The organism is Kribbella pittospori, from assembly GCF_004331465.1.
Lineage (GTDB): Bacteria > Actinomycetota > Actinomycetes > Propionibacteriales > Kribbellaceae > Kribbella > Kribbella pittospori.
On record NZ_SJKB01000003.1, the window covers coordinates 16,203 to 38,139 of the forward strand.

General features: G+C 69.1%; 23 protein-coding genes. 14 read left to right on the forward strand and 9 right to left on the reverse strand.

Annotated features, from left to right (window positions below; genetic code table 11):
* Position 1: 1 nt before the first annotated feature.
* On the reverse strand, positions 2–340 hold the full coding sequence (locus E0H73_RS10470; protein WP_131353416.1) for an SDR family oxidoreductase: 339 nt from the start codon (positions 338–340) through the stop codon (positions 2–4).
* Between the two features lie 178 nt (positions 341–518).
* On the opposite strand from E0H73_RS10470, the gene E0H73_RS10475 reads away from it, so the two are divergent.
* Complete coding sequence (locus E0H73_RS10475; RefSeq protein ID WP_202867313.1) at positions 519–3,266, forward strand: helix-turn-helix transcriptional regulator; 2,748 nt, start codon at positions 519–521, stop codon at positions 3,264–3,266.
* Here E0H73_RS10475 and E0H73_RS10480 read toward each other — a convergent pair.
* Positions 3,263–4,258 (reverse strand): phosphotransferase family protein, encoded by a 996-nt coding sequence (locus tag E0H73_RS10480; RefSeq protein ID WP_165555588.1) that lies wholly within the window; start codon positions 4,256–4,258, stop codon positions 3,263–3,265. The two genes, E0H73_RS10475 and E0H73_RS10480, sit on opposite strands and share 4 nt — an antisense overlap.
* On the reverse strand, positions 4,255–5,709 hold the full coding sequence (locus E0H73_RS10485) for a sulfatase family protein (RefSeq protein ID WP_131353420.1): 1,455 nt from the start codon (positions 5,707–5,709) through the stop codon (positions 4,255–4,257). The genes E0H73_RS10480 and E0H73_RS10485 overlap by 4 nt, the downstream gene beginning before the upstream one ends.
* Before the next feature lie 24 nt (positions 5,710–5,733).
* Between E0H73_RS10485 and E0H73_RS10490 the strand changes: the two genes are divergently transcribed.
* The 5 genes from E0H73_RS10490 to E0H73_RS10510 all read left to right on the forward strand — a co-directional run bounded on the left by E0H73_RS10490 (position 5,734) and on the right by E0H73_RS10510 (position 11,349).
* On the forward strand, positions 5,734–6,747 hold the full coding sequence (locus E0H73_RS10490; protein ID WP_131353422.1) for an acetylxylan esterase: 1,014 nt from the start codon (positions 5,734–5,736) through the stop codon (positions 6,745–6,747).
* Positions 6,748–6,823: 76 nt separating this feature from the next.
* On the forward strand, positions 6,824–7,237 hold the full coding sequence (locus tag E0H73_RS10495; protein ID WP_131353424.1) for a VOC family protein: 414 nt from the start codon (positions 6,824–6,826) through the stop codon (positions 7,235–7,237).
* On the forward strand, positions 7,234–8,205 hold the full coding sequence (locus E0H73_RS10500; RefSeq protein WP_131353426.1) for an RNA polymerase subunit sigma-70: 972 nt from the start codon (positions 7,234–7,236) through the stop codon (positions 8,203–8,205). The genes E0H73_RS10495 and E0H73_RS10500 overlap by 4 nt, the downstream gene beginning before the upstream one ends.
* 37 nt (positions 8,206–8,242) lie before the next feature.
* On the forward strand, positions 8,243–8,986 hold the full coding sequence (locus tag E0H73_RS10505) for a beta-phosphoglucomutase family hydrolase (protein ID WP_131353428.1): 744 nt from the start codon (positions 8,243–8,245) through the stop codon (positions 8,984–8,986).
* Positions 8,983–11,349, forward strand: a complete 2,367-nt coding sequence (locus tag E0H73_RS10510; protein ID WP_131353430.1) for a glycoside hydrolase family 65 protein — start codon at positions 8,983–8,985, stop codon at positions 11,347–11,349. Before E0H73_RS10505 ends, E0H73_RS10510 begins: the two co-directional genes overlap by 4 nt.
* 24 nt (positions 11,350–11,373) lie before the next feature.
* Here the strand turns inward: E0H73_RS10510 and E0H73_RS10515 are convergent, their stop codons facing one another.
* Together E0H73_RS10515 and E0H73_RS10520 are read right to left on the reverse strand one after the other, a co-directional pair.
* The gene (locus E0H73_RS10515) at positions 11,374–11,643 is read right to left on the reverse strand and encodes a GlsB/YeaQ/YmgE family stress response membrane protein (protein WP_131353432.1); all 270 of its coding nucleotides are present in this window, start codon (positions 11,641–11,643) and stop codon (positions 11,374–11,376) included.
* Positions 11,644–11,747: 104 nt separating this feature from the next.
* Positions 11,748–12,476, reverse strand: coding sequence for a hypothetical protein (locus E0H73_RS10520; protein WP_131353434.1), 729 nt, complete (start codon positions 12,474–12,476; stop codon positions 11,748–11,750).
* A 290-nt stretch (positions 12,477–12,766) separates the two neighbouring features.
* On the opposite strand from E0H73_RS10520, the gene E0H73_RS10525 reads away from it, so the two are divergent.
* From E0H73_RS10525 to E0H73_RS10535, 3 genes are read left to right on the forward strand one after another with little or no spacing between them, the layout of a single operon-like run.
* Complete coding sequence (locus E0H73_RS10525) at positions 12,767–13,870, forward strand: DNA glycosylase AlkZ-like family protein (protein WP_238163929.1); 1,104 nt, start codon at positions 12,767–12,769, stop codon at positions 13,868–13,870.
* Between the two features lie 31 nt (positions 13,871–13,901).
* On the forward strand, positions 13,902–15,314 hold the full coding sequence (locus E0H73_RS10530; RefSeq protein WP_131353438.1) for a ricin-type beta-trefoil lectin domain protein: 1,413 nt from the start codon (positions 13,902–13,904) through the stop codon (positions 15,312–15,314).
* 14 nt (positions 15,315–15,328) lie between these two features.
* The gene (locus E0H73_RS10535) at positions 15,329–15,829 is read left to right on the forward strand and encodes a DinB family protein (RefSeq protein ID WP_202867314.1); all 501 of its coding nucleotides are present in this window, start codon (positions 15,329–15,331) and stop codon (positions 15,827–15,829) included.
* Here E0H73_RS10535 and E0H73_RS10540 read toward each other — a convergent pair.
* Complete coding sequence (locus tag E0H73_RS10540; RefSeq protein ID WP_131353440.1) at positions 15,826–16,593, reverse strand: SDR family oxidoreductase; 768 nt, start codon at positions 16,591–16,593, stop codon at positions 15,826–15,828. The genes E0H73_RS10535 and E0H73_RS10540 overlap by 4 nt on opposite strands.
* An 89-nt stretch (positions 16,594–16,682) precedes the next feature.
* On the opposite strand from E0H73_RS10540, the gene E0H73_RS10545 reads away from it, so the two are divergent.
* The 5 genes from E0H73_RS10545 to E0H73_RS10565 all read left to right on the forward strand — a co-directional run bounded on the left by E0H73_RS10545 (position 16,683) and on the right by E0H73_RS10565 (position 20,518).
* The gene (locus E0H73_RS10545; RefSeq protein ID WP_165555589.1) at positions 16,683–16,976 is read left to right on the forward strand and encodes a hypothetical protein; all 294 of its coding nucleotides are present in this window, start codon (positions 16,683–16,685) and stop codon (positions 16,974–16,976) included.
* Positions 16,936–18,390, forward strand: coding sequence for a sensor histidine kinase (locus tag E0H73_RS10550; RefSeq protein ID WP_238163930.1), 1,455 nt, complete (start codon positions 16,936–16,938; stop codon positions 18,388–18,390). Before E0H73_RS10545 ends, E0H73_RS10550 begins: the two co-directional genes overlap by 41 nt.
* On the forward strand, positions 18,387–19,049 hold the full coding sequence (locus E0H73_RS10555; protein ID WP_131353442.1) for a response regulator transcription factor: 663 nt from the start codon (positions 18,387–18,389) through the stop codon (positions 19,047–19,049). The genes E0H73_RS10550 and E0H73_RS10555 overlap by 4 nt, the downstream gene beginning before the upstream one ends.
* A gap of 96 nt (positions 19,050–19,145) precedes the next feature.
* On the forward strand, positions 19,146–19,742 hold the full coding sequence (locus tag E0H73_RS10560; RefSeq protein WP_131353444.1) for a DUF4956 domain-containing protein: 597 nt from the start codon (positions 19,146–19,148) through the stop codon (positions 19,740–19,742).
* A 20-nt stretch (positions 19,743–19,762) separates the two neighbouring features.
* Positions 19,763–20,518 (forward strand): polyphosphate polymerase domain-containing protein, encoded by a 756-nt coding sequence (locus tag E0H73_RS10565; RefSeq protein ID WP_131353446.1) that lies wholly within the window; start codon positions 19,763–19,765, stop codon positions 20,516–20,518.
* Here the strand turns inward: E0H73_RS10565 and E0H73_RS10570 are convergent.
* The 3 genes from E0H73_RS10570 to E0H73_RS10580 all read right to left on the reverse strand — a co-directional run bounded on the left by E0H73_RS10570 (position 20,502) and on the right by E0H73_RS10580 (position 21,893).
* Positions 20,502–20,690 carry a DUF1918 domain-containing protein gene (locus E0H73_RS10570; protein WP_131353448.1) on the reverse strand — a complete coding sequence of 63 codons (189 nt, stop codon included), beginning with the start codon at positions 20,688–20,690 and terminating at the stop codon, positions 20,502–20,504. The two genes, E0H73_RS10565 and E0H73_RS10570, sit on opposite strands and share 17 nt — an antisense overlap.
* A gap of 144 nt (positions 20,691–20,834) precedes the next feature.
* Positions 20,835–21,221: a RidA family protein gene (locus tag E0H73_RS10575; RefSeq protein WP_131353450.1), complete on the reverse strand. Its 387-nt coding sequence runs from the start codon at positions 21,219–21,221 to the stop codon at positions 20,835–20,837.
* A 27-nt stretch (positions 21,222–21,248) separates the two neighbouring features.
* Complete coding sequence (locus tag E0H73_RS10580) at positions 21,249–21,893, reverse strand: LysE family translocator (protein WP_131353452.1); 645 nt, start codon at positions 21,891–21,893, stop codon at positions 21,249–21,251.
* Positions 21,894–21,937 lie beyond the last annotated feature (44 nt).

The window sequence follows — 21,937 nt, forward strand, 5'->3', positions numbered from 1 at the left end:
CTCAGATGAGCGGTTCGCCGCCGTCGATGCGCAGCGTCGTACCGGTCAGGAAGGTGTTGGTCATCGCGAACAGGACCGCCGTGGCGATGTCTTCGGTGGTGCCGATCCGCCGGGCGGGATTGCGGGTGCTCACGTCCTCGAAGTAGTCCGCCTTGCCCGCGTCGCCGAGGGCGTCCCACGCGCCGGTGTCGTCGGCGTACGCCTTGGCGAGGGCCTCCTGGTCCCGGCCGGCCGCGATGACCTGTGCTCCCGCGTCGCGCGCGGCCGTGGTCACGGCGCGGGCGATCCCGCCGCCGCGCCCGATCACGAGCACGGTGCGGTCCTGGAGTGGTCTGGCCATGGCGAGGGTCCTTTCGGAGGGCAGCCGATTACCGGACGCGAACGGATCGCTCCGGCGATCCGCGGCTCGGGATGCAGGTCCGCGCGCCCTGCACGAGCCTGCGGGACGGGGATCCACGTCCGCATCCGCCACTGGCCAGCCAGGTCCGCTCGTGCTCGCCAGCCGCTAGCGTGATGACGTGCATGGGCAGGGCGAGCCGCCGGGTTGGCGGCGTGCGATCGAGTTGACGGGCCGCGACCTGGAGTGCGGCGTGCTCGACCGGCTGATCGGCGCTGTCCGGGCCGGCGAGAGTCGCGCGCTGGTGCTGCACGGCGAGGCCGGTGTCGGGAAGAGCGCACTGCTCGACTACCTCGAGACACAGTCGGCCGGATGCCGGGTGACGCGTGCCTCGGGAGTGCAGTCGGAGATGGAGCTGGCATTCTCCGGTCTGCACCAGCTGTGCGCACCGGTGCTGGACCGGATCGAGGTGCTGCCGCCACCACAGCGGGAGGCGCTACGGACGGTGTTCGGTATCAGCGCAGGCTCCGCACCGGACATGTTCCTGATCGGACTGGCTGTGCTCGGCCTGCTGTCCGAGGCGGCCGAGCAGGAGCCGCTCGTCTGTCTGGTCGACGACCAGCAGTGGCTCGACCGGTGCTCGGCGCAGATCCTCGCGTTCGTCGCCCGCCGGCTGGACGCCGAGTCGGTGGCGATGGTCTTCGCGACCCGTGCGGTCGCCGGCGACCTGGCCGGCGTACCCGGGTATCCGATCGGTGGTCTGCACGACACGGAGGCGCGCCGGCTGCTGGACGCCGTACTGACCGGGCCGATCGATGCGCAGGTGCGGGACCAGTTGGTCGCCGAGGCGCACGGCAATCCGCTGGCCCTGCTCGAACTGCCGCGTGGGCTGTCTCCGGCTCAGTTGGCCGGCGGCTTCGGTCTGCCGGGTGCGGGCACGATCGAGGAGAGCTTCGTCCGCCGGGTGAACGCCGTACCGGACGAGACCCGGCGGCTGCTCGTGCTGGCCGCCGCGGATCCGTCCGGAGACGCTGTTCTGGTACGACGTGCCGCCGAGCGACTGGGGATCGGTCCAGAGGCAGCGAGTGCGGCGGCCGATGCCGGGCTGGCGGAGTTCGGGACGCGGATCCGGTTCCGGCATTCGCTGGTGCGATGGGCGGCGTACCGGTCGGCCTCGGCCGCGGAGCGGCGTCAGGTGCACGGCGTACTGGCCGAGCTGACCGACGCCGAGGCCGATCCGGATCGGCGGGCGTGGCACCGGGCGCAGGCCACCCCCGGACCCGACGAAGAGGTTGCGGCCGAGCTCGAACTGTCAGCCGGGCGGGCGAGTGCGCGGGGTGGACTGGCCGCGACCGCCGCTTTCCTGCAACGGGCGGCCGAGCTGACGATCGACCCGGCGAAGCGGGCGGACCGGGCGCTGGCGGCCGCACACGCGGAGCTCGGGACCGGCGCCTTCGACTCAGCGGCGGACCTGCTCGCGATGGCCGAGGCAGAGCCTCTGAGCGACCTGCAGCAGGCTCGGGCCGACCTCGTCCGTGCGCAGCTCGCCTTCTTCACCAACCGCGGCAACGACGCACCGCAGCTGATGCTGAAGGCAGCCAAGCGGCTCGAGACCATCGACGTGGCGTTGTCGCGGGCGACGTACCTGGACGCTCTGTCGGCCGCGATCTTCGCCAGCGGGCTCGCGACTCCGGGCGGCGACGTCATCACCGTGGCCCGCGAGGCAGCCAACGCACCGCGGCCGGTAGTGATGCGGTCGGCGGATCTGTTGCTGGACGGCACCGCGACGTACTACCGGGACGGGTACGTCGCCGGAGCGCCGACACTGCACAAGGCTCTGGCGGCGTTCGGCACTGATGTGACCGTCGAGGAGGAGCTCCAACTCCTCTGGATGGCGACCACCACCGCACTGCGGCTGTGGGACGCGGACCGGTGGGAGCAACTGTCCAGGCGGCACCTGCAGCTCGCTCGCGAGACCGGTGTGGTCAACGACCGCGCGCTGGCGCTGACCTCACTCGCCTATGCGTCGTTGTTCGCCGGCGATCTGGACGCGGCGGCGTTGCTGACCGACGAGGTCCAGGCGGCCAACGAGGCAACCGGCGGGAACCTCGCGCCGTACGGGCGGCTCGCGCTGGCAGCGTTCCGCGGCGACCGGACCGAGACGCTGGCGCTCGGTGAAGCCACCAAGAAGGACGGGTCGCGGCGTGGTGAGGGGATCGGGATCGCGTTCGCCGGGTGGTCGGCCGCGGTCCTCGACAACGGGCTCGGCCGCTACCAGGACGCGGCCGAGGCGGCGGAGCGAGCCTGTGAGGATCCGCGCGACGCGTTGTCGGTGATGCTCGTACCGAGCGAGCTCGTCGAGGCGGCTGTCCGCAGTGGGTCGATCGACACGGCGTACCGCGCCTGTGAGCGGCTCGGCGAGATGGCGACCGCGACCGGCACCGACTGGGCGCTCGGAGTCCACGCCCGATCGCTGGCACTGGTCAGTGCGGGCGACACCGCCGAACGGCTGTACCGGGAAGCGATCGCGCACCTGGACAAGACCCGGCTGCGGGTCGAGCTCGCCCGCGCCCACCTCCTGTACGGCGAATGGCTGCGACGCGAGCGTCGCCGTACCGATGCCCGGGAGTCTCTGCGGACGGCACACGGGATGTTCGAGGCGATGGGGATGGCCGGCTTCGCCGAGCGGGCCCGCCGGGAGCTTCAGGCCGCCGGGGCCGCCGCCCGCAAACGCGTCGTACCGGCTCAGAGCGAGTTGACCGCGCAAGAGGCGCAGATCGCGCGGATGGCTCGCGACGGTCTGTCCAACCCGGAGATCGCCACGCGCCTGTTCATCAGCGCCCGCACGGTCCAGTACCACCTGCGCAAGGTGTTCACCAAGCTCGAAGTCACCTCCCGCAGCCAGCTCGACCGGGTGCTTCCGCCCTAGCTGATGGGCGGCTTCCCGGTCAGGGTCGCGCGGGCGTCGAGAGCGTCGATCGCGGCCAGCGACGTCCGGTACCACCTGACGCTGCGCTGGAAGACCGACTGGAAGAGATTGCTGATCACCGAGAACCGGAAGTCCCACTCGCAGAGCTCCCAGCTGTAGTCATCCATACCGGCGGCGCGCAACGCCTCCCAGTAGCGCCGCAGCAGTTCACGATCGCGAGCGAGCCGGTCGCCGGTCGGGACCACCGACAGGCAGTAGGCGAGATCGTGCGGTCCGAGCCCGGGCTTCAGCTCCGACCAGTCGATCACCTTCGGCCGGGGGTCGTCCGCGGTGAAGAACACGTTGCCGAGGAAGTGGAGATCGCCGTGGATCAGCGTGATCGCGCGGCCGTCGGCGACGCGGGCCAGGAACTGGAGCTCCCAGTGCTCCAGGACTTCCTCGAGCACTGAGCGCTCTGCGTCGTCGAGTTCCGTCGCCGCTGGGATGAACCGGGCGGTCTCGCTGCGCACCGCCGCGGCATTCCGCGCGATCATCTCAGCCGGCAACGCCTGCGCCGAACTGGTCACCGACGGCTCCGAAGCGCTGAGCAGGTACTCCGGTACGTCGTCCCAGAACCGCGCGTGCAAACCCGCCAGCATGTCGATCGTGCCGTGCAACTGGGCGTCCGACACCTCGGCACCGACCACGCGGTAGCCGGCCGCCTCCAGGTCCTCGCTCAGCAACAGGATCTCGTCACCAGCATCCGTAGCTCCCAGCAACCGTGGTGCCGGATGGTCCCATCGCGGCGCGAGCTCCTCGAAGAACCGGATCTCACGCCGCGCCGCCGCCACTCCAGCACCGGTCGCGTGCTTGGCGATGACAGTGGTCTCGGATCCCGCCGAACGCACCCGCAACCGCACGACCTCGGCCTCCGACGCGGCGAACGTATCCAGCACCTCCACACCGGACACGGGCGTACCCAAGGCTGCACTCACGTCGGCGGTGCTGGTCATGCGGTCCATGGCCAGTGCGGGTGCGGCGTTGCCGGGCCGGTGTACGGAGTGTCTTGGTAGTGCTCCTGCAGCTCGGTGAGCCGCTGGGTCAGTCCGGACCGGATCTCGGCGTACGTCGGATCGTCCGCGACGTTCGCCAGCTCCTCGGGGTCGTTCACCAGGTCGTAGAGCTCCCACTCCGGTTCGGACAGCTGCTCCGACGACCCGGGTACGCCGAGGCCGGCGCCGTAGTAGTGGATGAGCTTGAACTCCTTCGTCCGTACGCCGTAGTGCGCGGGCGCGTGGTGATTCGGATCGTCGTGCTCCCAGTACCGGTAGTACATGGCGTCCGGCCAGTCAGCGACCTCCTCTCCACGCAGCAGCGGCAGGAAGCTCCGGCCCTGCGACGAGGGCAGAACGGTGGCGGTGTCCATCCCGGTCATGTCCAGGAACGTCGCAGCGAAGTCGACGTTTGTCACCATCGCGTCGCAGGTGGTGCCGGCCGGGATCCGGCCCGGCCAGCGGATCAGCATCGGCATCTGCAGCGACTCGTCGAACATCAGCCGCTTGTCGAACCAGCCGTGATCGCCGAGGAAGAACCCCTGGTCGGACGTGTAGACGACCACCGTGTCCTCGGCCAGCCCTTCGGACTCCAGTACGTCGAGCAGCCGGCCCACGTTGTCGTCGATCGACTGGACGCACTGCAGGTAGTCGCGCAGATAGCGCTGGTACTTCCACCGCATCCGCTCGGTCCGGTTCTCCGGCCCGCGCAGCTCCGTCGGCAGCTCCTCGCCGAGCTCCTCCGCACCGAGGTCGTCCGCCACGGACATCCGGACGCTGCGCACCGCACGGCTGCGGGTGGAGTAGTCGTCGAAGAGCGTGCTCGGCTCGGGGATCGAGCCGACCGGGTAGAGCTCCTTGTGCTTCTCGTCCGGCACCCACGGCCGGTGCGGTGCCTTGTGATGTACGAGCAGCAGGAACGGCCGGTCCGGGTCGCGCTGCCGCAGCCAGTCGATGCTCTGGTCGGTGACGATGTCGGTGGCGTACCCGACCACGGTCTGCGCTCCGTCCGGCCCGATCATCAGCGGATCCACGTAGTCGCCCTGACCAGGGAACACCTGCCAGGAGTCGAAGTGCCGCGGCGCCGACTCCGGCCGCTCGCCGAGGTGCCACTTCCCGAACAGAGCGGTCTGGTACCCGGCGCCGTGCAGCACCTCCGCGAACGTCGGCACGCGGTAGTCGATGTCGGTGTAGATCGAGGCGACCCCGTTGATATGGCTGTACGTACCGGTCAGGATCGAGGCCCGCGAGGGAGAGCAGATCGAGTTCGTGCAGTAGGTGGCGTCCATCCGTACGCCGTCCCGGGCCAAGCGGTCCAGGTGCGGGGTCTGGTTGACCTTGCTCCCGTACGCCGAGATGGCGTGCGCGGCGTGGTCGTCTGACATGATGAACACGAGGTTGGGCGAAGGCATGGTTCCACCTTAGGTTTGTTGCCCATGGCCATGTTCGACTTTTCCCTCGACAAGCTCCGCGCGTATCGGCCCGAGGTGGCCGCGCCCGCCGACCTGGTCGATTTCTGGCGCCGCTCCTTGGAGAAGGCGCGGACCGACGACCTCAACGCGACGTTCACCCAGGTGGACAACAAGCTCGCGGTGATCGACACCTACGACGTGACGTACGCCGGCTTCGGCGGCGCGCCGATCAAGGGCTGGCTGCACGTGCCGGCCGGGGCGACCGGACCACTGCCGACGGTGGTCCAGTACTTCGGATACTCCGGCGGCCGCGGGTTCCCGCACGCCACCAACCTGTGGGCGCAGGCCGGCTACGCCCATTTCGTGATGGACACCCGCGGTCAGGGCTACAGCGCCGGCGGCGGCAGCGGTACGGCGGACGACAGCCCGTACGCCGGTCTCAACCACACTCCCGGCTTCATGACCGCGGGCATCACCGACCCGGAGACCTACTACTACCGCCGGGTGTTCATCGACGCGATCCGGGCGCTGGAGGCGGCCCGGACGTCACCCTTCGTGGACCCGGACCGGATCATCGTCACCGGCAGCAGCCAGGGCGGCGGGATCGCGATCGCGGCCGCCGGGCTCGCAGGCCTGGCCGGGATCGAGTTGCTCGGCTGCGCTCCCGACGTACCGTTCCTGTGTCACTTCCAGCGTGCGCTGCAGATCACCGACAAGGACCCGTACGGCGAGATCACCCGGTTCCTGAAGGGGTTCCGCGAGCACGTCGAGCCGGCGCTCCGGACGCTGGGTTACTTCGACGGCGTCAACCTCGGCCGCCTGGCCACCGCACCGGCGCTGTTCTCGGTCGCGCTGATGGACGCGACCTGCCCGCCGTCGACCGTGTTCGCGGCGTACAACCACTACGGCAGCGCGCAGAAGGAGATCGAGGTCTACCAGTACAACGAGCACGAGGGCGGGCAGGCGTACCAGCAGCTCGCGCAGCTGAACTGGTTCGCGGAGATCTTCGCCGGAACGGAGTCATCGGCGGACCGATGAGTTTCCGCCGCGGCTGTCGTTACACGGTCAACAGCGTCGGTCAGACTGTGACCGACCCGACCGCAGGAGGCAGCAGATGGACTGGAAGCTCGAACTCGTGATCGTGCCGGTGTCGGACGTCGACCGGGCCAAGAAGTTCTACACCGAGCAGCTCGGTTTCACCGAGGACGTCGACCACCGGGCCGGTGACGACTTCCGGGTCGTGCAGCTCACGCCGCCCGGATCCGCGTGCTCGATCACGATCGGCACCGGACTGACCAAGGCCACGCCGGGCACGTACGAGGGCACGCACCTGGTGGTGAACGACGTCGAGGCGGCCCGGGCCGAGCTGGTGGAGCGCGGTGTCGAGGTCAGCGAGCCCTTCCACTTCACCGCGGCGGGCAAGCAGGACGGCGTACACCCGGACCGCAGCGACTACGGCACCTTCCTCAGCTTCCAGGACCCGGACGGCAACGGCTGGACGGTCCAGGAGGTGGGCAAGGCCTCATGAGCACGCTGGAAGAGGCGGCGTTCGCGGGTGACGAGACCGCGTTCGCCGACCTCGCCGGCCGGTACCGGCGCGAGCTGCATGTGCACTGTTATCGGATGCTGGCGTCCTTCGACGATGCGGAGGACGCCGTACAGGAGACGCTGCTGCGGGCCTGGCGCGGCCGGGACTCCTACGACGGCCGCACGTACTTCCGGGCGTGGTTGTACCGGATCGCGACCAACGTGTGCCTGGACGAGACCCGGCGGCACGCACGCAGGCAGAACGCGTCGCCGGGCGAGATGGTGTGGCTCCAGCCGTACCCGGACCGGTTGCTGGACGAGATCGCTCCGTCCGCCGACCAGCCGGACTCGGTCGCAGTGGACCGGGAGACGATCGAACTGGCCTTCCTGGTCGCACTGCAGGCGTTGCCGCCGCGGCAGCGGGCCGCACTGATCGCCCGGGACGTGCTGGGCTGGCCGGCCACCGACACCGCCACACTGCTCGAGACCAGTGTGGCGGCGGCGAACAGTGCTTTGCAGCGGGCTCGGGCGACGATGCAGCAGCAGTTGCCTGCTCGCCGTACCGACTGGACGGCACCGCGACCAACGGCCGCCGAGCGGGAGCTCCTCGATCGCTTCATCGACGCGCACGAACGGTGCGACACGGCGGCCGCGGTCGCCATCGCAGCCGAGGATCTGCGCGTGTCGATGCCGCCGGACTTGCTGTCGTTCGAGGGTCTGGACGCGTGCCTGCCGTTGTTCGAGCGGGCGTTCGGCCCGGACCGCGACGGCGACTGGCGGCTGGTGCCCACCTCGGCGAACCGGCAGCCGGCCGCGGCGACGTACCTGCGCCGGCCGGGGGACACGGAGTTCCGTGCGTTCAAACTCGACGTGCTCCGCGTCACCCCCGACGGGCTGATCTGTGAGATCACCACGTTCGGCTACTCCCGTTTCCCCGCTTTCGGGCTGCCGCCCCTGTTGTCTGTCTAATCTGGAGGCACGCTCACCGGACACGAGAAGGTGGAAGATGCTGGGACTGCCCACGGGGATCCGGGCTTGTCTGTTCGACCTCGACGGTGTGCTCACCGACACCGCGGCCGTCCATGCCGCCGCCTGGAAAGAGATGTTCGACAAGTTCCTCCAGGCGTACGCCGACGAGCACGGCCGGCCGTTCAAGCCCTTCGACGCCCGCGAGGACTACGACGCGTACGTCGACGGCAAGCCCCGCGTCGACGGAGTCCGGGACTTCCTCACGTCGCGCGGGATCAGTCTGCCCGAGGGGACACCGGACGACCCGCCGGACGCGATGACCGTCAACGGTCTCGGCAACCGGAAGAACGAGGCGGTCCAGCGGCGGATCCGGACCGAGGGCGTGCACGTGTTCGAGGGCTCCCGGCAGTACCTGCAGGCTGTCGAGGCGGTCGGACTCCGGCGGGCGGTGGTGTCGTCGAGCGCCAACACCCGCGAGGTCCTCGCCGTCACCGAGCTGGCGCAGTACGTCGAAGAGGTTGTCGACGGCATCACGATCCGGACCGAGGGACTGCGCGGGAAGCCGGCGCCGGACACGTTCTTGGCCGCGGCGAAGAAGTTCGGCGTGGATCCGTCCGAGGCCGCGGTGTTCGAGGACGCATTGGCCGGCGTGTCCGCCGGCCGATCCGGGCATTTCGGGCATGTGATTGGTGTTGACCGGGTCGGACAGGCCGATCAGCTCAAGGTCCACGGTGCCGACGTCGTGGTCCGCGACCTGGCCGAGCTTCTGGAGGGTCGATGATCGATCGCGGGCACCATCCGATCGAGCCGTGGCGGCTGCGGGAGACGCGGCTGCAGATGGACCGGCTGGCCCAGTCCGAGTCGCTGTTCGCACTGTCCAACGGGCACATCGGACTGCGCGGCAATCTGGACGAGGGCGAGCCGTACGCGATCCCGGGCACCTATCTGAACTCGTTCTACGAGCAGCGCCCGCTGCCGTACGCCGAAGCCGGGTACGGCTACCCCGAGTCGGGCCAGACGCTGGTGGACGTGACGAACGGCAAGCTGATCCGGCTGCTGGTGGACGACTCGCCGTTCGACATCCGCTACGGCTACCTGACCCAGCACGAGCGCTCACTCGACTTCCGCACCGGCATCCTGCAGCGCGACGTGGACTGGACGTCACCAGGTGGCAAGCGGATCCGGGTCCGCAGCCGCCGACTGGTGTCGCTGACGCAGCGTGCGATCGCCGCGATCGAGTACGTCGTGGAGCCGGTGGACCAGCCGGCCCGCTTCGTGGTCCAGTCCGAGCTGGTTGCGAACGAGAGCCAGCCGAAGCTGTCCGACGATCCGCGGGTGGCCGCCGTACTGGACAACCCGTTGAAGCCGGTCAGCCACGACGGTGGTGACAACGGCGTCGTGCTGATCCACCGGACCACGCGAAGCCGGCAACTGATGGCGGCCGCGATGACGCATGAGGTCGAGGCACCCGCGCGATACGCGATGGACCTGGACGTGCGGGAGAACTGGGCCCGGTCGACGGTCATCTGCCAGCTGCAGCCGGGGGAGAGCCTGCGGGTGGTGAAGTACCTCGCGTACGGCTGGTCGAGTCTCCGCTCGGAGACGGCGATCCGGGACCAGGTCGCCGCCGCCCTGTCCAGTGCGCGCTTCTCGGGCTGGGACGGTCTGGTCAAGCAGCAGGCCGACTTCCTGGACGACTTCTGGGACGGCGCAGACGTCGAGGTGCACGGTCACTCCGAGCTGCAGCAGGCCGTCCGGTTCGCGCTCTTCCATGTCCTGCAGGCGGGTGCACGCGCGGAGCGACGAGCGATCCCGTCGAAGGGCCTGACCGGGGCGGGGTACGACGGCCACACGTTCTGGGACACCGAGGGCTTCGTGCTTCCGGTGCTGAACTACACAATGCCCGATGCGGCAGCCGACGCACTCCGCTGGCGCCACTCCACCCTTGGCATGGCCAAGGAGCGGGCAGCGGTGCTGGGGTTGCGCGGTGCGTCGTTCCCGTGGCGGACGATCCGTGGTCAGGAATGCTCCGGCTACTGGCCCGCGGGGACGGCAGCGTTCCACATCAACGCCGACATCGCCGACGCCGTGATGCGGCACTACACCGTCACCGGCGACGACCAGTTCCTCGAGGAGGTCGGGCTGGAACTGCTGGTGGAGACGGCCCGGCTGTGGATGTCGCTCGGCCACCACGACCGGCACGGCCGGTGGCATCTGCCCGGCGTGACCGGACCGGACGAGTACAGCGCCGTTGCCGACGACAACGTTTTCACCAACCTGATGGCCGCGCGGAACCTGCGGTCGGCCGCCGAGGTGGCGGTCAAGCACCCGGCCAAGGCCCGGGAGCTCGGCGTCGACAGCGAGGAGGAGGCGTGCTGGCGCGACGCGGCGGCCGCTGTCCATATTCCGTACGACGAGGACCTCGGCGTACACCCGCAGTCCGCGGGCTTCACCGGGTACGCCGAGTGGGACTTCGAGGCGTACAAGGACAAGTACCCGCTGCTGCTGCACGCGGCGTACTTCGAGCTGTACCGCAAACAGGTGATCAAGCAGGCCGACCTGATGCTCGCGACGTTCTGGTGCGGCGACGCGTTCACGCCGGAGGAGAAGGCCCGGAACTTCGACTACTACGAGCGGCTGACAGTGCGGGACTCGTCGCTGTCGGCCTGCGTCCAGGCCGTGATGGCGGCCGAGGTGGGTCATCTGGACCTGGCCTATGACTACGCGTACGAGGCCGCGCTGATCGACATGCGGAACCTGCACCACAACACCGGCGACGGCCTGCACATGGCCTCACTCGCCGGCGCGTGGACCGCTCTGGTCTCCGGCTTCGGCGGACTGCGCCAGGTGCAGGGCGGTCTGTGCTTCGATCCGGCCCTGCCCGAAGGCCTGCCCCGGCTGGTGTTCACGATCCGCTGGCGCGGCGTCCGGCTGAAGGTGGACATCAACTCGGTCGACGTGACCTACAGCGTCCATGACGGTCCGGGCGCCAGCATGACGTTGCGACATGCAGGAGAGCGGATCACCGTGACGACGGATTCGCCGGTGACCCGCTCCCTGGAGAAACGCCAGCCGTTGCTACCGCGGCCGACCCAGCCGGTGGGCCGGGAGCCGCGGTCGGCCATTGCGCACAACGACCACTGAGCTTCGGACTGATGCCTGGTCGGGTCAGTGCTGGCTGATCGAGCGCTTGCGGCGGGCGGAGAGGGACTCCGCGGTGCCGACCAGCAGGACCGAGGAGATGACCGCGACGATGAAGCCGAGGACGTTCAGTTCGAAGATGCCGCCGGTGCCGAGAATGCCGGCGATCGTGCCGCCGATGACGGATCCGGCCAGGCCGAGTAGCAGGGTGGCGAGCAGGCCGAGCTTCTGCTTGCCGGGCGTGAAGAGTCGGGCGAGCGCGCCGATGATGAGTCCGGCAACGATGAAGCCGATCATGGTCTGATTCCTCCGGGTGCGAACGATTCTGTCTCCAGTGTCCGGCAGATCGGCTCACCGCACAGTTGGAGTTGACCCTGATCGCACCCGGAGCCGACCCTGGGTCAGCCGCGCGCCAGAGCCGCGAACAGCCTGGTCGTCTCCAGCAGTTGCGGAGTCCGTTCCAGCAGGTTCAGCACCGAGGTGCTGGTCCGCTGGGCGGCTCGCTCGTCGTTGGAGAGCAGCGCCTTGTAGCTCGCGCGGCAGGTGGACTCGGCGCCGAGCACCTCCGCGTAGAGCTGGATGTCTCCTAGATCCGGTCGCTCCTTGAGCAGTTGCAACGTGCTCTTCGCGCACTCCAGCAGCGTGGTTCCAGGCTTCTTCGTCTTCGAGACCAACTGGTCCGCCAGTCCCTTGACGACGAAGTACTCCGCACTGGACGCCTTGTCCCTCAGGTAGCGCACGCTCGCCGGCTCACGGACGTCGTCGGACAGGGCACACACCGCCCAGCCCGGTGGCACGATGACCGCCTGGCTGGACGGGAACCCCGTCGGCAACTCGGTCACCGCGCTGAGACCGCCGCTACCGATCACGGCTGCCAGCGCCGCCACCGAGGCCGGATCGGTCGGGTTGGCGTGCCGCGCGGCCGTCAGGCGCGTGGTCCAGCGCTCGTCCGGGATGACGACGACCGACAGGAGCCCGGTGTTCTTGAGCAGCAGCGACGTCTGGGTCGCGTCGGTGCTGGCATCCAGCCGTACGCCGTCCATCGCCGACGCCGGCTCCACCGGTACGTCGGACTTGAAGCAGTCGGCCGCCGGCCTCAGTGGAGCTGCCTTGCTCGGCGGTGGAACCAACGGAGTGACCGTGTCCCCACTCGATTGGTCGGCCCCCGCGGCACTCGAACATCCCGCGACCAGACCGAGTACCGCGACACATGCCAACGTCCATGCGCGAACCATCACGATGCCCCCTGCGACCACGCCTCCGAGCTCACCAGGTCCCCACCTGCTCGGGCGTGTACAAGACCAGTTTGCATCGCCCGGGGTTCATCGCCAACGTCCTGCGCGGCGGGTTGTCGATGAACCCGGCAGTGTCGAAATCCGCTCGGCCGGAACTTGTCCGCGGGGTGGATTAGCCTCGGGACGTGACTGTTCATCAGCTGTCCCGGCGGGATGCGCGGCGCCTTGCCGTGCGTGCGCAACTGCTCGGGCGCGAGCGGCCGGCCGGTCTGATGGAGATGGTTCGTGGCCTGACCGCAGTGCAGCTGGATCAGACGGCTGCCGTCGCACCCAACGCCGACCTCGTGGCGTGGAGCCGGCTCGGATGGTCGTACTCGCCGTCCGAACTGGCCGACTCGCTGGCGACGCTGGAGCTGCTGGAGTTGCGGGGATTCGCCCGGCCGAGTGAGAGTCTCGTGCTGTTCCGCGCCGAGATGGAGGCGTGGCCGGGCACGGGTCCACTGCTCGACTGGCAGGAGTACCGGCGCGACTGGGTGAAGGCCAACGAGGGTTGCCGGCTGGACATCTTGGAGCGGCTGCGGCAGGACGGTCCGCTGATCATGCGCGAGCTGCCGGACACCTGCGTGGTGCCCTGGAAGTCGAGCGGATGGACCAACAATCGCAACGTCTCGCAGATGCTGGAGTTCATGATCCAGCGCGGCGACGTCGCGATCGCTGGCCGGGACGGGCGCGACAAGCTGTGGGACCTGGCCACCCGGGTCTATCCGGACGAGCCGGTGATCCCGATCGAGGAGGCGCGGCGGATCCGGGACGGACAGCGGCTGCGATCGCACGGGATCCTGCGGGTCAGAGGTGAATCGTGCCCGGGCGAGCCGCTCGATGCCGGCGTCGCGGGGGAGCGGGCCGTCGTCGACGGCGTCCGGGGCGAGTGGCGCGTCGACCCGGAGCTGCTGGATCAGCCCTTCGCCGGACGGACGGCATTGCTGTCGCCGCTGGACCGGTTGGTCTACGACCGGAAGCGGATCCTGGAGCTGTTCGAGTTCGACTACCAGTTGGAGATGTACAAACCGGTCGCCAAACGCCGCTGGGGGTACTTCGCGCTGCCGATCCTGCACGGCGACCGGCTGGTCGGGAAGGTCGACGCCACCTCGGACCGGAAGGCCGGTGTCTTCCGGGTCGACGCCATCCACGAGGACGCGCCGTTCTCCAAGACACTGAGTGCGGCGGTGCATCGCGAGCTGCAGGATCTGGCCAACTGGCTCCGGCTGCACCTCGTCGTGAAGTCTTGACGAGGCGGCATGTTTACGTGAACATCGCAGCGTGAGATCAACCGCCCGCCGTATCGCAGCCGCCCTGTTCTCCGTCGCCACGCTCAGCACCGCGCTGACCGTTCCCGCCGTCGCGGCACCACCGCCGCCGACGACGAACGACTTCCGCGGGGTCAACTGGGCCGATCCGAGGGACAACTACGCCGACGACGAAGTGGTCCCGTCCGGACTGAGCACGGCCGACGACTACCAGACGACGTACCGGAAGGCGACCGGCATCGTCGGCGAGTTCCGGCACGAACTGAAGGCCAACACGATCCGGCTGCCGATCAACCCGTCGAGCGTCGGCACGGCCTGGTGGAACTCGTACCGCGCCGCGATCGACGCGTCCGTCGCGAGCGGCTTCAAGGTGATCCTGAGCTACTGGGAGGCCGACAACGCCAAGGACGGCCGGGTCGACGACCCCGCGAAGTTCGACACGATGTGGGACACCGTGTTCAACGCCTACGGCAAGAACCCGCGGGTGTACTTCGAGCCGATGAACGAGCCGTTCGGCTACTCGCTGCCCGAGTGGGTGTCGCTCACCTCGTCCTGGATCCAGCGGCACAACAGCGTTCCGCGCGGCCGGTTCGTCATCTCGGGCACCGGCTACAACGACAACGTCACCGGTGTCGGCGCGGCTCCTGAGCTCACGGGCACGCTGTTGTCCCTGCATTTCTACGGCTTCTGGGCCTCCGACACGACCGAGGCCGCGTGGCTGGCGAACCTGCGGCCGCGGATCGGTTCGTACGGCTGGCGCACGGTGATCGACGAGGCCGGCTCACCGATGACGATCGGCCTGAACTACGGCAACCACGAGGGCAACGTCTATACGGCGTACCTCGGTGCACTCACGCAGGTCGCGCGCGAGAACAAGATGGGCATCGTCTACTGGCCCGGGCTGCGGACCGGCGACTCGTACTCGATGACCACGCAGGTCGGTCCGGCGGACCTGGAGGTGAACAGCCAGAGTGGTCGCGCGCAGCTGTGGTGGGGCTGGGGTCTGCTCAAGACGGAGCCGACGAACGACCTGCCGCCCGCGCCTCCGGGTGAGCCGCTGCGCGGAGTCGCCAGCGGCCGGTGCGTCGACGTACCTGGCTTCTCGACCAGCCCTGGTACGGCGCTGGACCTGTGGGACTGCAACAACGGCGGCAACCAGTCGTGGAACTACACCGCCGACAAGCAACTCACGGTCTACACCGACAAGTGCATGACTGCCGGGGCAGCCGCTGGGAGCGCGGTCACGATCGAGAACTGCACCGGAGCCGCCAACCAGGCGTGGGAGCTAAACGCCGACCAAACCGTCACCAGCGTCGCCGATCCCACTCTGTGCCTGGACGCCGCCGGCGCCGGGACGGGCAACGGTACGGCGGTCGACCTGTGGCTCTGCAACGGCGCGGACAATCAGAAATGGACTCGCTCCTGACTACAGTCCAGCGAGTGGATCTGTTTGATGAAGACCTCGCCCGGACCGCGGGTGAGCGCGAGGTGCTCGAGGCGTTCCTCGACGCGCACCGGCGGGTCGCGGTCGAGAAGCTCCGCGGCCTGTCCGAGGCGGACGCCCGCCGGCGGCTGGTGCCGTCGCTGACCACGCCGATCGGGCTGGTCAACCATCTCGCCGGCGTCGAGCGCAACTGGTTCCAGCACAGCATCGCCCGGCGGCCCCGCGAGGAGATCGCGGGTGACGCACGTGGCGGCGAGGCGAGCTGGACGGTTCCCGACGACGTGACCATCGACGAGGTCATCGCCGCGTTCGAGGAGGCGTGCGCAGAGTCCCGCCGGATCGCAGCCGATCTGCCGCTGGACCACGTCGTACCGCATGAGCGGCTCGGGGAGGTTTCGCTGCGCTGGGTCTATGTCCACATGATCCGCGAGCACGCCCGCCACGGCGGCCACGCGGACATCCTCCGCGAACAGATCGACGGTGCGACCGGAGCTTAGGCGAAGCCGCCGTTGCTCAGCAGGAGCTGGCCGTTGATCCACTGGCCCCGTGGTGAGCAGAGGAAGTCGACCAGGTTGGCCGTGTCCTGCGGCGTACCGAGGCGGCCGAGCGGGGTCTGGCGGATGCCGCTCGCGCGGATGTCGTCGGTCATCCAGCCGGTGTCGATCGGGCCGGGGTTGACGACGTTCGAGCTGACACCGAGGTGGGCCAGTTCCTCGGCCGCGGCCAGGGTGATCCGGTCCAGCGCGCCCTTGCTCGCGCCGTACGGGAGATTGCCGACGGTGTGATCGCTGGTCAGCGCGATGATCCGGCCGGTGCCCGGCGTGGCCTTGAACCGTAAGCCGTACTCGCGGATCAGCAGCCACGTCGCCCGCGCATTCACGGCGAAGTGCCGGTCGAAGCTCTCGAGGGTGGTGTCGAGGATGCCGGAGTTGACCGATTCGGTGTGGCACATCACCAGCGCGGTCACGCCGCCCAGCCGCTCCTCGGCCGCGGTGAAGATCCGCTCGGGAGCCGCTGGGTCGACCAGGTCCGCCTCGATCGGGACCGCGGTCGCCCCGAGGCCGGTGAGTTCCTTGGTGATCTCGTCGGTCGCGCCCGACTGCACGCCCCACGTCATCCGCTCGTCGTACGCCGTCCAGTAGGTGAAGGCGATGTCCCATCCGGACGCGGCGAGTTGGCGGGCGATGCCCGCGCCGATGCCGACGGTGCGGCCGACGCCGGTGACGAGCGCGACAGGACGGTCCGAGGTGGGTTGAGTCATGCCGTGATTCTGCCGGTCCGGGCTTCTGGATGAGAAATCTGTAATGTTCGGCTCATGCGGTTCACCGGGAGGGATCGCAGGCTGTGAGCATGCGGTCTCCACGTCTGATCTACGGGCTTGTCGCCGGTGTGCTGGTGGTGGCCGGTTTCGTGCTGCCGCGGTACCTGGCCGAGCGGTCCCAGCCTGAGCTCGGCGACACGGTCGTCGTCCCCGCCGCCACGAGCCCGTCGACGCCGCCACCGACCGCGAACCCGCGGCCGTCGACGCCGCCACCCAGCGTGACCCCTGGCCAGGGCGCCGAGCAGGTGTCGCCGGCCCCGGCCCGCACCGCGGGAGACGACGATGACGATCTGTGGGACGACCCGGACGACGACGATGGATGATCTCCGGCCGTGGCCCGTGGTCAGCGCCCGGGTGCGGATCATCGGCTGGATGTTCGGCGTACTGACGCTCGCCCTGTCCGCGCTGGTCTTCCTCACCTGGCAGGTGCTCGCGGCCCGCGCGGATGACGCGGCCGACGACGAGCTGACCCACGAGGCGAACAAGTTCCGTGCCTTCGCGGGCTCCGGCGAGGCGGCCGCCTTCGACCGGCCCGAGGAGCTGCTGGACCGCTGGCTGCAGAGCAATCTCCCGGACGACTCGGAGGCACTGTTCACCATCGTCGACGGCCGCGCGTACCACCGCAGCCAGGGCAGTCCACCGGCCCGGCTCGACACCGACTCGGCCTTCGTGCAAGGCATCGCCGGTGCGAAGGAGCCGACGTACGGCTGGATCGAGAGCACGGCCGGACGCGTCCGGTACGCCGTGATGCCGGTGCAGATCGGGAGTCAGCCGGTCCGGGCTCAGCTCGTGATGCTCGAGTTCCGGGACATCATCGCGAAGCCGTCGATCGACGCGGCCCGCGCGCTGGTCATCATCGGTGCGCTCACCCTGGTGCTGGCCGCGGGTGCGTGCTGGCTCGTCACCGGCCGGATCCTCGCACCGATCCGGCAGGTGCGGGCCACCGCCGAGCAGATCGGGGAGAGCGATCTGCGGCGCCGGATCGAGGTCGTCGGGAACGACGACGTGGCGCAACTGGCGCGCACGTTCAACACCATGCTGGACCGGTTGGAGGACGCGTTCGTGGCCCAGCGGGAGTTCGTCGACAACGCCGGGCACGAGCTGCGGACGCCGATCACGGTGATCCGCGGGCACCTGGAGTTGATGGGCGACGACCCGCGCGACCGGGCCGAGACCAAGGCGCTGGTGCTGGACGAGCTGTCCCGGATGAACCGGATGGTCGACGACCTGCTGGTGCTGGCGACGACCGAGCGCCCGGACTTCCTCGAGACCGGCGAGATCAACCTGACCGAACTGGTCGTCGAGGTGATCGCCAAGGCCCGGCCGCTGGCCGACCGGGTCTGGCGGGTGGACGAGTCGGCCGACGCGACGATCGTTGCCGACGGCCAGCGGCTCACCCAGGCATTGATGCAGTTGGTGTCCAACGCTGTCCGGCACACCACGACCGGTGACCGGATCACGCTGGGATCCCGCCTGAACGGCGACCACGTCCTGCTGTGGGTGGCCGACTCGGGTCCCGGTGTCCGCGCGTCGGACCGCGAGCGCATCTTCGAAAGATTTGCCCGCGGCAACGATCAGCGGCGGACGGGCGGTGCCGGACTCGGACTGGCGATCGTACGCTCGATCGCGCAGGCCCACGGTGGCGACGTCCGGCTGGCCGACGGCCCGGGCGGCGCCCGCTTCGAGCTCACCTTGCCACTCACCGTGCCGGCCGACCGAGCGGTGGTCGCGCCGTGAACCGGATCCTGATCGCGGAGGACGAGGAGCGGATCGCCTCGTTCGTCGAGCGCGGACTGCGCAGCAACGGCTTCATCACGACGGTGGTCGGCGACGGCGAAACGGCGTACCAGGAAGGGGTCAGCGGCTCCTACGACCTGCTGGTCCTGGACATCGGCCTGCCGCGAGTGGACGGGTTCACCGTGCTGCGACGGTTGCGCGAGGCAAGGGTGACGATGCCGGTGGTGATCCTGACCGCGCGCGACAGCGTGCGTGACACGGTCGCCGGGCTCGAAGGCGGCGCGGACGACTACATCGCCAAACCCTTCGCCTTCGAGGAACTGCTGGCCCGGGTGCGGTTGCGGCTGCGTGGTGGCGACGGTACGCCGGACGCCACCATCCTGCGGGTGGGGGAGTTGAGCCTGGATCTGCGGACCCGGCGTGCCCTCGTGGACGGACAGTCGGTCGAGCTCACCGCGCGGGAGTTCGTGCTGGCCGAGGTGTTCTGCCGGCATCCCGATCAGGTGCTGTCCCGGGAGCAGCTGCTGTCCCAGGTCTGGGGCTTCGACTTCGACCCGGGCTCGAACGTGGTGGACGTCTACATCCGGTATCTGCGCCGCAAACTCGGCCCCGACCGGATCCAGACGGTCCGTGGGATGGGCTACCGCCTGCTTCCGTGAGAGCACTCTCACGTGAACCTCAGACCATCCTCACCGCCGGACGAGACGGTAGAACCACCATCGTCCAGCTAGGGCGTGTCTCCCGAGGAGGAATCCATGTCCGGTCTGGGAATCGCCATCCCCGCCGATCTGCTCGCCATCGCTCTGCTTGCCTATGGCACCTACTTCCGCCGGTACCACCGCCGGGACCTGCTGCTCGCGTACGTCGCGCTCAACGTCGGGGTGCTCGCGGTCACCGCGATGCTGGCCGGCAGTGGTGCCGGCATGGGCCTGGGACTGGGGCTGTTCGGCATCCTGTCGATCATCCGGCTCCGCTCGGACTCGATCACCCAGGAAGAGGTCGCCTACTACTTCATCGCGCTCGCGATGGGGCTGGTGAACGGGCTGCATCCCGGTCCGTTCTGGCTCGCGCCGGCGTTGAGCTTCCTGCTGGTAGGACTCATGTACGTCGTCGACCATCCGCGCCTCACCCTGCGTTCGCGGCGGCAGCGCGTCGTACTCGACCAGGCCTACCCCGATACCCGCGATATCGGTCCCGCGCTCGAGCGGTTGCTGCAGGCCGACGTCCGGTACTTCGTGGTCCTCGATCTGGATCTGGTCACCGACACCACGGTCGTCGATGTCCGATTCCGGGTCCGGCACAACGCCGTACCCGCGAACACCGTCCGCCGGTTCGAGCGGTACGCGTCGTGAGCCCGCGCTTGCAGGCAGCGATGGCGGGAGCACTCTCCGGCTTGCCGTCCGTCTCGCTCGACGAAGTGCTGGCCGAGGCCGCTCTGCAGGTCCGCGTGGATCGTAAGTACCTGGTGCCGATCGGGACGTTCGTGGAGCTGGTGGCCAGACTGCGCGACCGGTTCGCCGTACTCGAGATCGACGGCCGGCGAAGTTTCCGGTACGAGTCGGTGTACTTCGACACGCCGTCGCATCAGTTGTATCGGCAGCACGTGCAGCGGCGGCGGCACCGGTACAAGGTGCGCACGCGGTCGTACCTCGACAGCGGGGAGTGCAGTTTCGAGGTGAAGTTGAAGAGCAACCGGTCGGAGACGGTCAAGTCGCGGATGCCGTACTCGCCGGCCGACCGCGCTCGGCTGACCGGGCCGGCCCGTGAGTTCCTCGGCGAGCAGTTGCGGTCGGCGTACGGCACGACTGCTGACGAAGGACTGCGGCCGTCGCTCATCACGACGTACCGTCGGAGCACATTGGTCGATCCGGTGGAGCACGCGCGGATGACCTGTGACGTCGGGCTCCGGTTCCTCGACGCGGGGAAGTCCATCGAGGTACTGCCGGACACCGTGCTGGTGGAGAGCAAGACGGCCGGGCGTGCGGGACTGGCCGACCGGGTGCTGCGCGAGCTTCAGGTCCGGCCGATCTCGGTCAGCAAGTACTGCGTCGCCGCCGCGCTGCTCAATCCCGATCTGCGGTCCAATCCGTGGCACCGGACCGTACGGCTGTTCACCCGGCCGGGATGATGTGTGCGTCCGGGCCCGGGAAGAACAGGGACTCGGTGTCGGTGTCGGACCAGTGCACCAGGTACGGCGGTGCGCCGCCGGGGTCGTGGACCTCGACGATCTGGCCCTCCCGCCGGTGCGCGCTCAGGTGGGTGCTCTCGACAACTACCTGGTCGCCGGCCGCCGCCTTCACCGAGCCCACCTGCTCGCGTCGAACATCTCCTTCGCTCCCATCACAACCTCCGTCGCCGCTGGTCGGACGGCGATCCCCGTTGCCGCCCCGATTCACCCCCAGCTTGGCCCCGAACCCCGGCCCGGCACCACCCCTTGCGGCCGGTCAGATCACCGCGATCGCATCCACCTCGATGAGCTGCTCGGGGTGGGCGAGCGACTGGATGCCGACGAGTACGTCGGTGGGTTTGTGCTCCCCGAACAGCGAGTAGCGACCGACCTCGACCGCCGCCTGGTGCTCGCGGCGGTACCCGACGAGGTAGATGGTGATCTTGGTGACCTGATCGGGGCGCGCTCCCGCTGCGGCCAGGGCGCGACCGAGGTTGGCGAACGCCTGCCGGGACTGTGCTTCCAGGTCGCCCGCTCCGACCAGGTTCCCGGCGGCGTCCTCCGGTTCCTGGCCGGCGACGAACACCAGCTTCGTCCCACTGGCGATCGCGACGTGACTGTAGGTCTCCGGTTCCAGGAGGCCTTCGGGGTTGATCAGTTCCACGGCTTCTCCGGCAGGTGTCAGGCAATGTCAGTGGATGTCGGTGGCGAGGCGGGCGGCCAGGGCGGCGAAGATGCCAGCACAGACGCGTTCCAGGCGGCGACGGACGGTGCTGCCCGCGCTGAGGAACTTGCTGGTCAGGCCGCCCGCGAGCAGCGCGACCGAGACGTCGACCGGGAAGCCGACCAGGATGAAGATCGCGCCGAGGATCAGGAACTGGACGGTGGCCGGCCAGGCGCCCGCGCCGGTGCTGATGAACTGCGGGACGAACGCCAGGTAGAACAGGATGACCTTCGGGTTGGCGAGGTTGGTCAGCGTCGCCATCACATACGTCTTGCGCAGCGTCCGCTGGGGTACCTCGGGCCCGTCCTCGAGCTCACCGACGTGCTGTCGGCTGGCCCGCCAGGTCAGGTAGGCCAGGTACAGCAAGAACGCCGCTCCCGCGATCCGTACGCCGTTCAGCACCTGGGGTGCCGCCTGGATCAACGCGCCGAGCCCCAGTGCCGCTGCCACGGTGTGCCCCACCAGTCCGGACGACATCCCCGCCGCGGCGACCACCCCGGCTCGTCGGCCCCCGACCGCCGCATTCGCCACCACGAACAGCATGTCCGGGCCCGGTACCACGCTCACCAGGAACACTGCCACCACGAACCCCACGACTACCGAAGTCTCCATCGCCCCATCCTGACCCGGCCTCGCCCAACCCTCACGCGAATTTC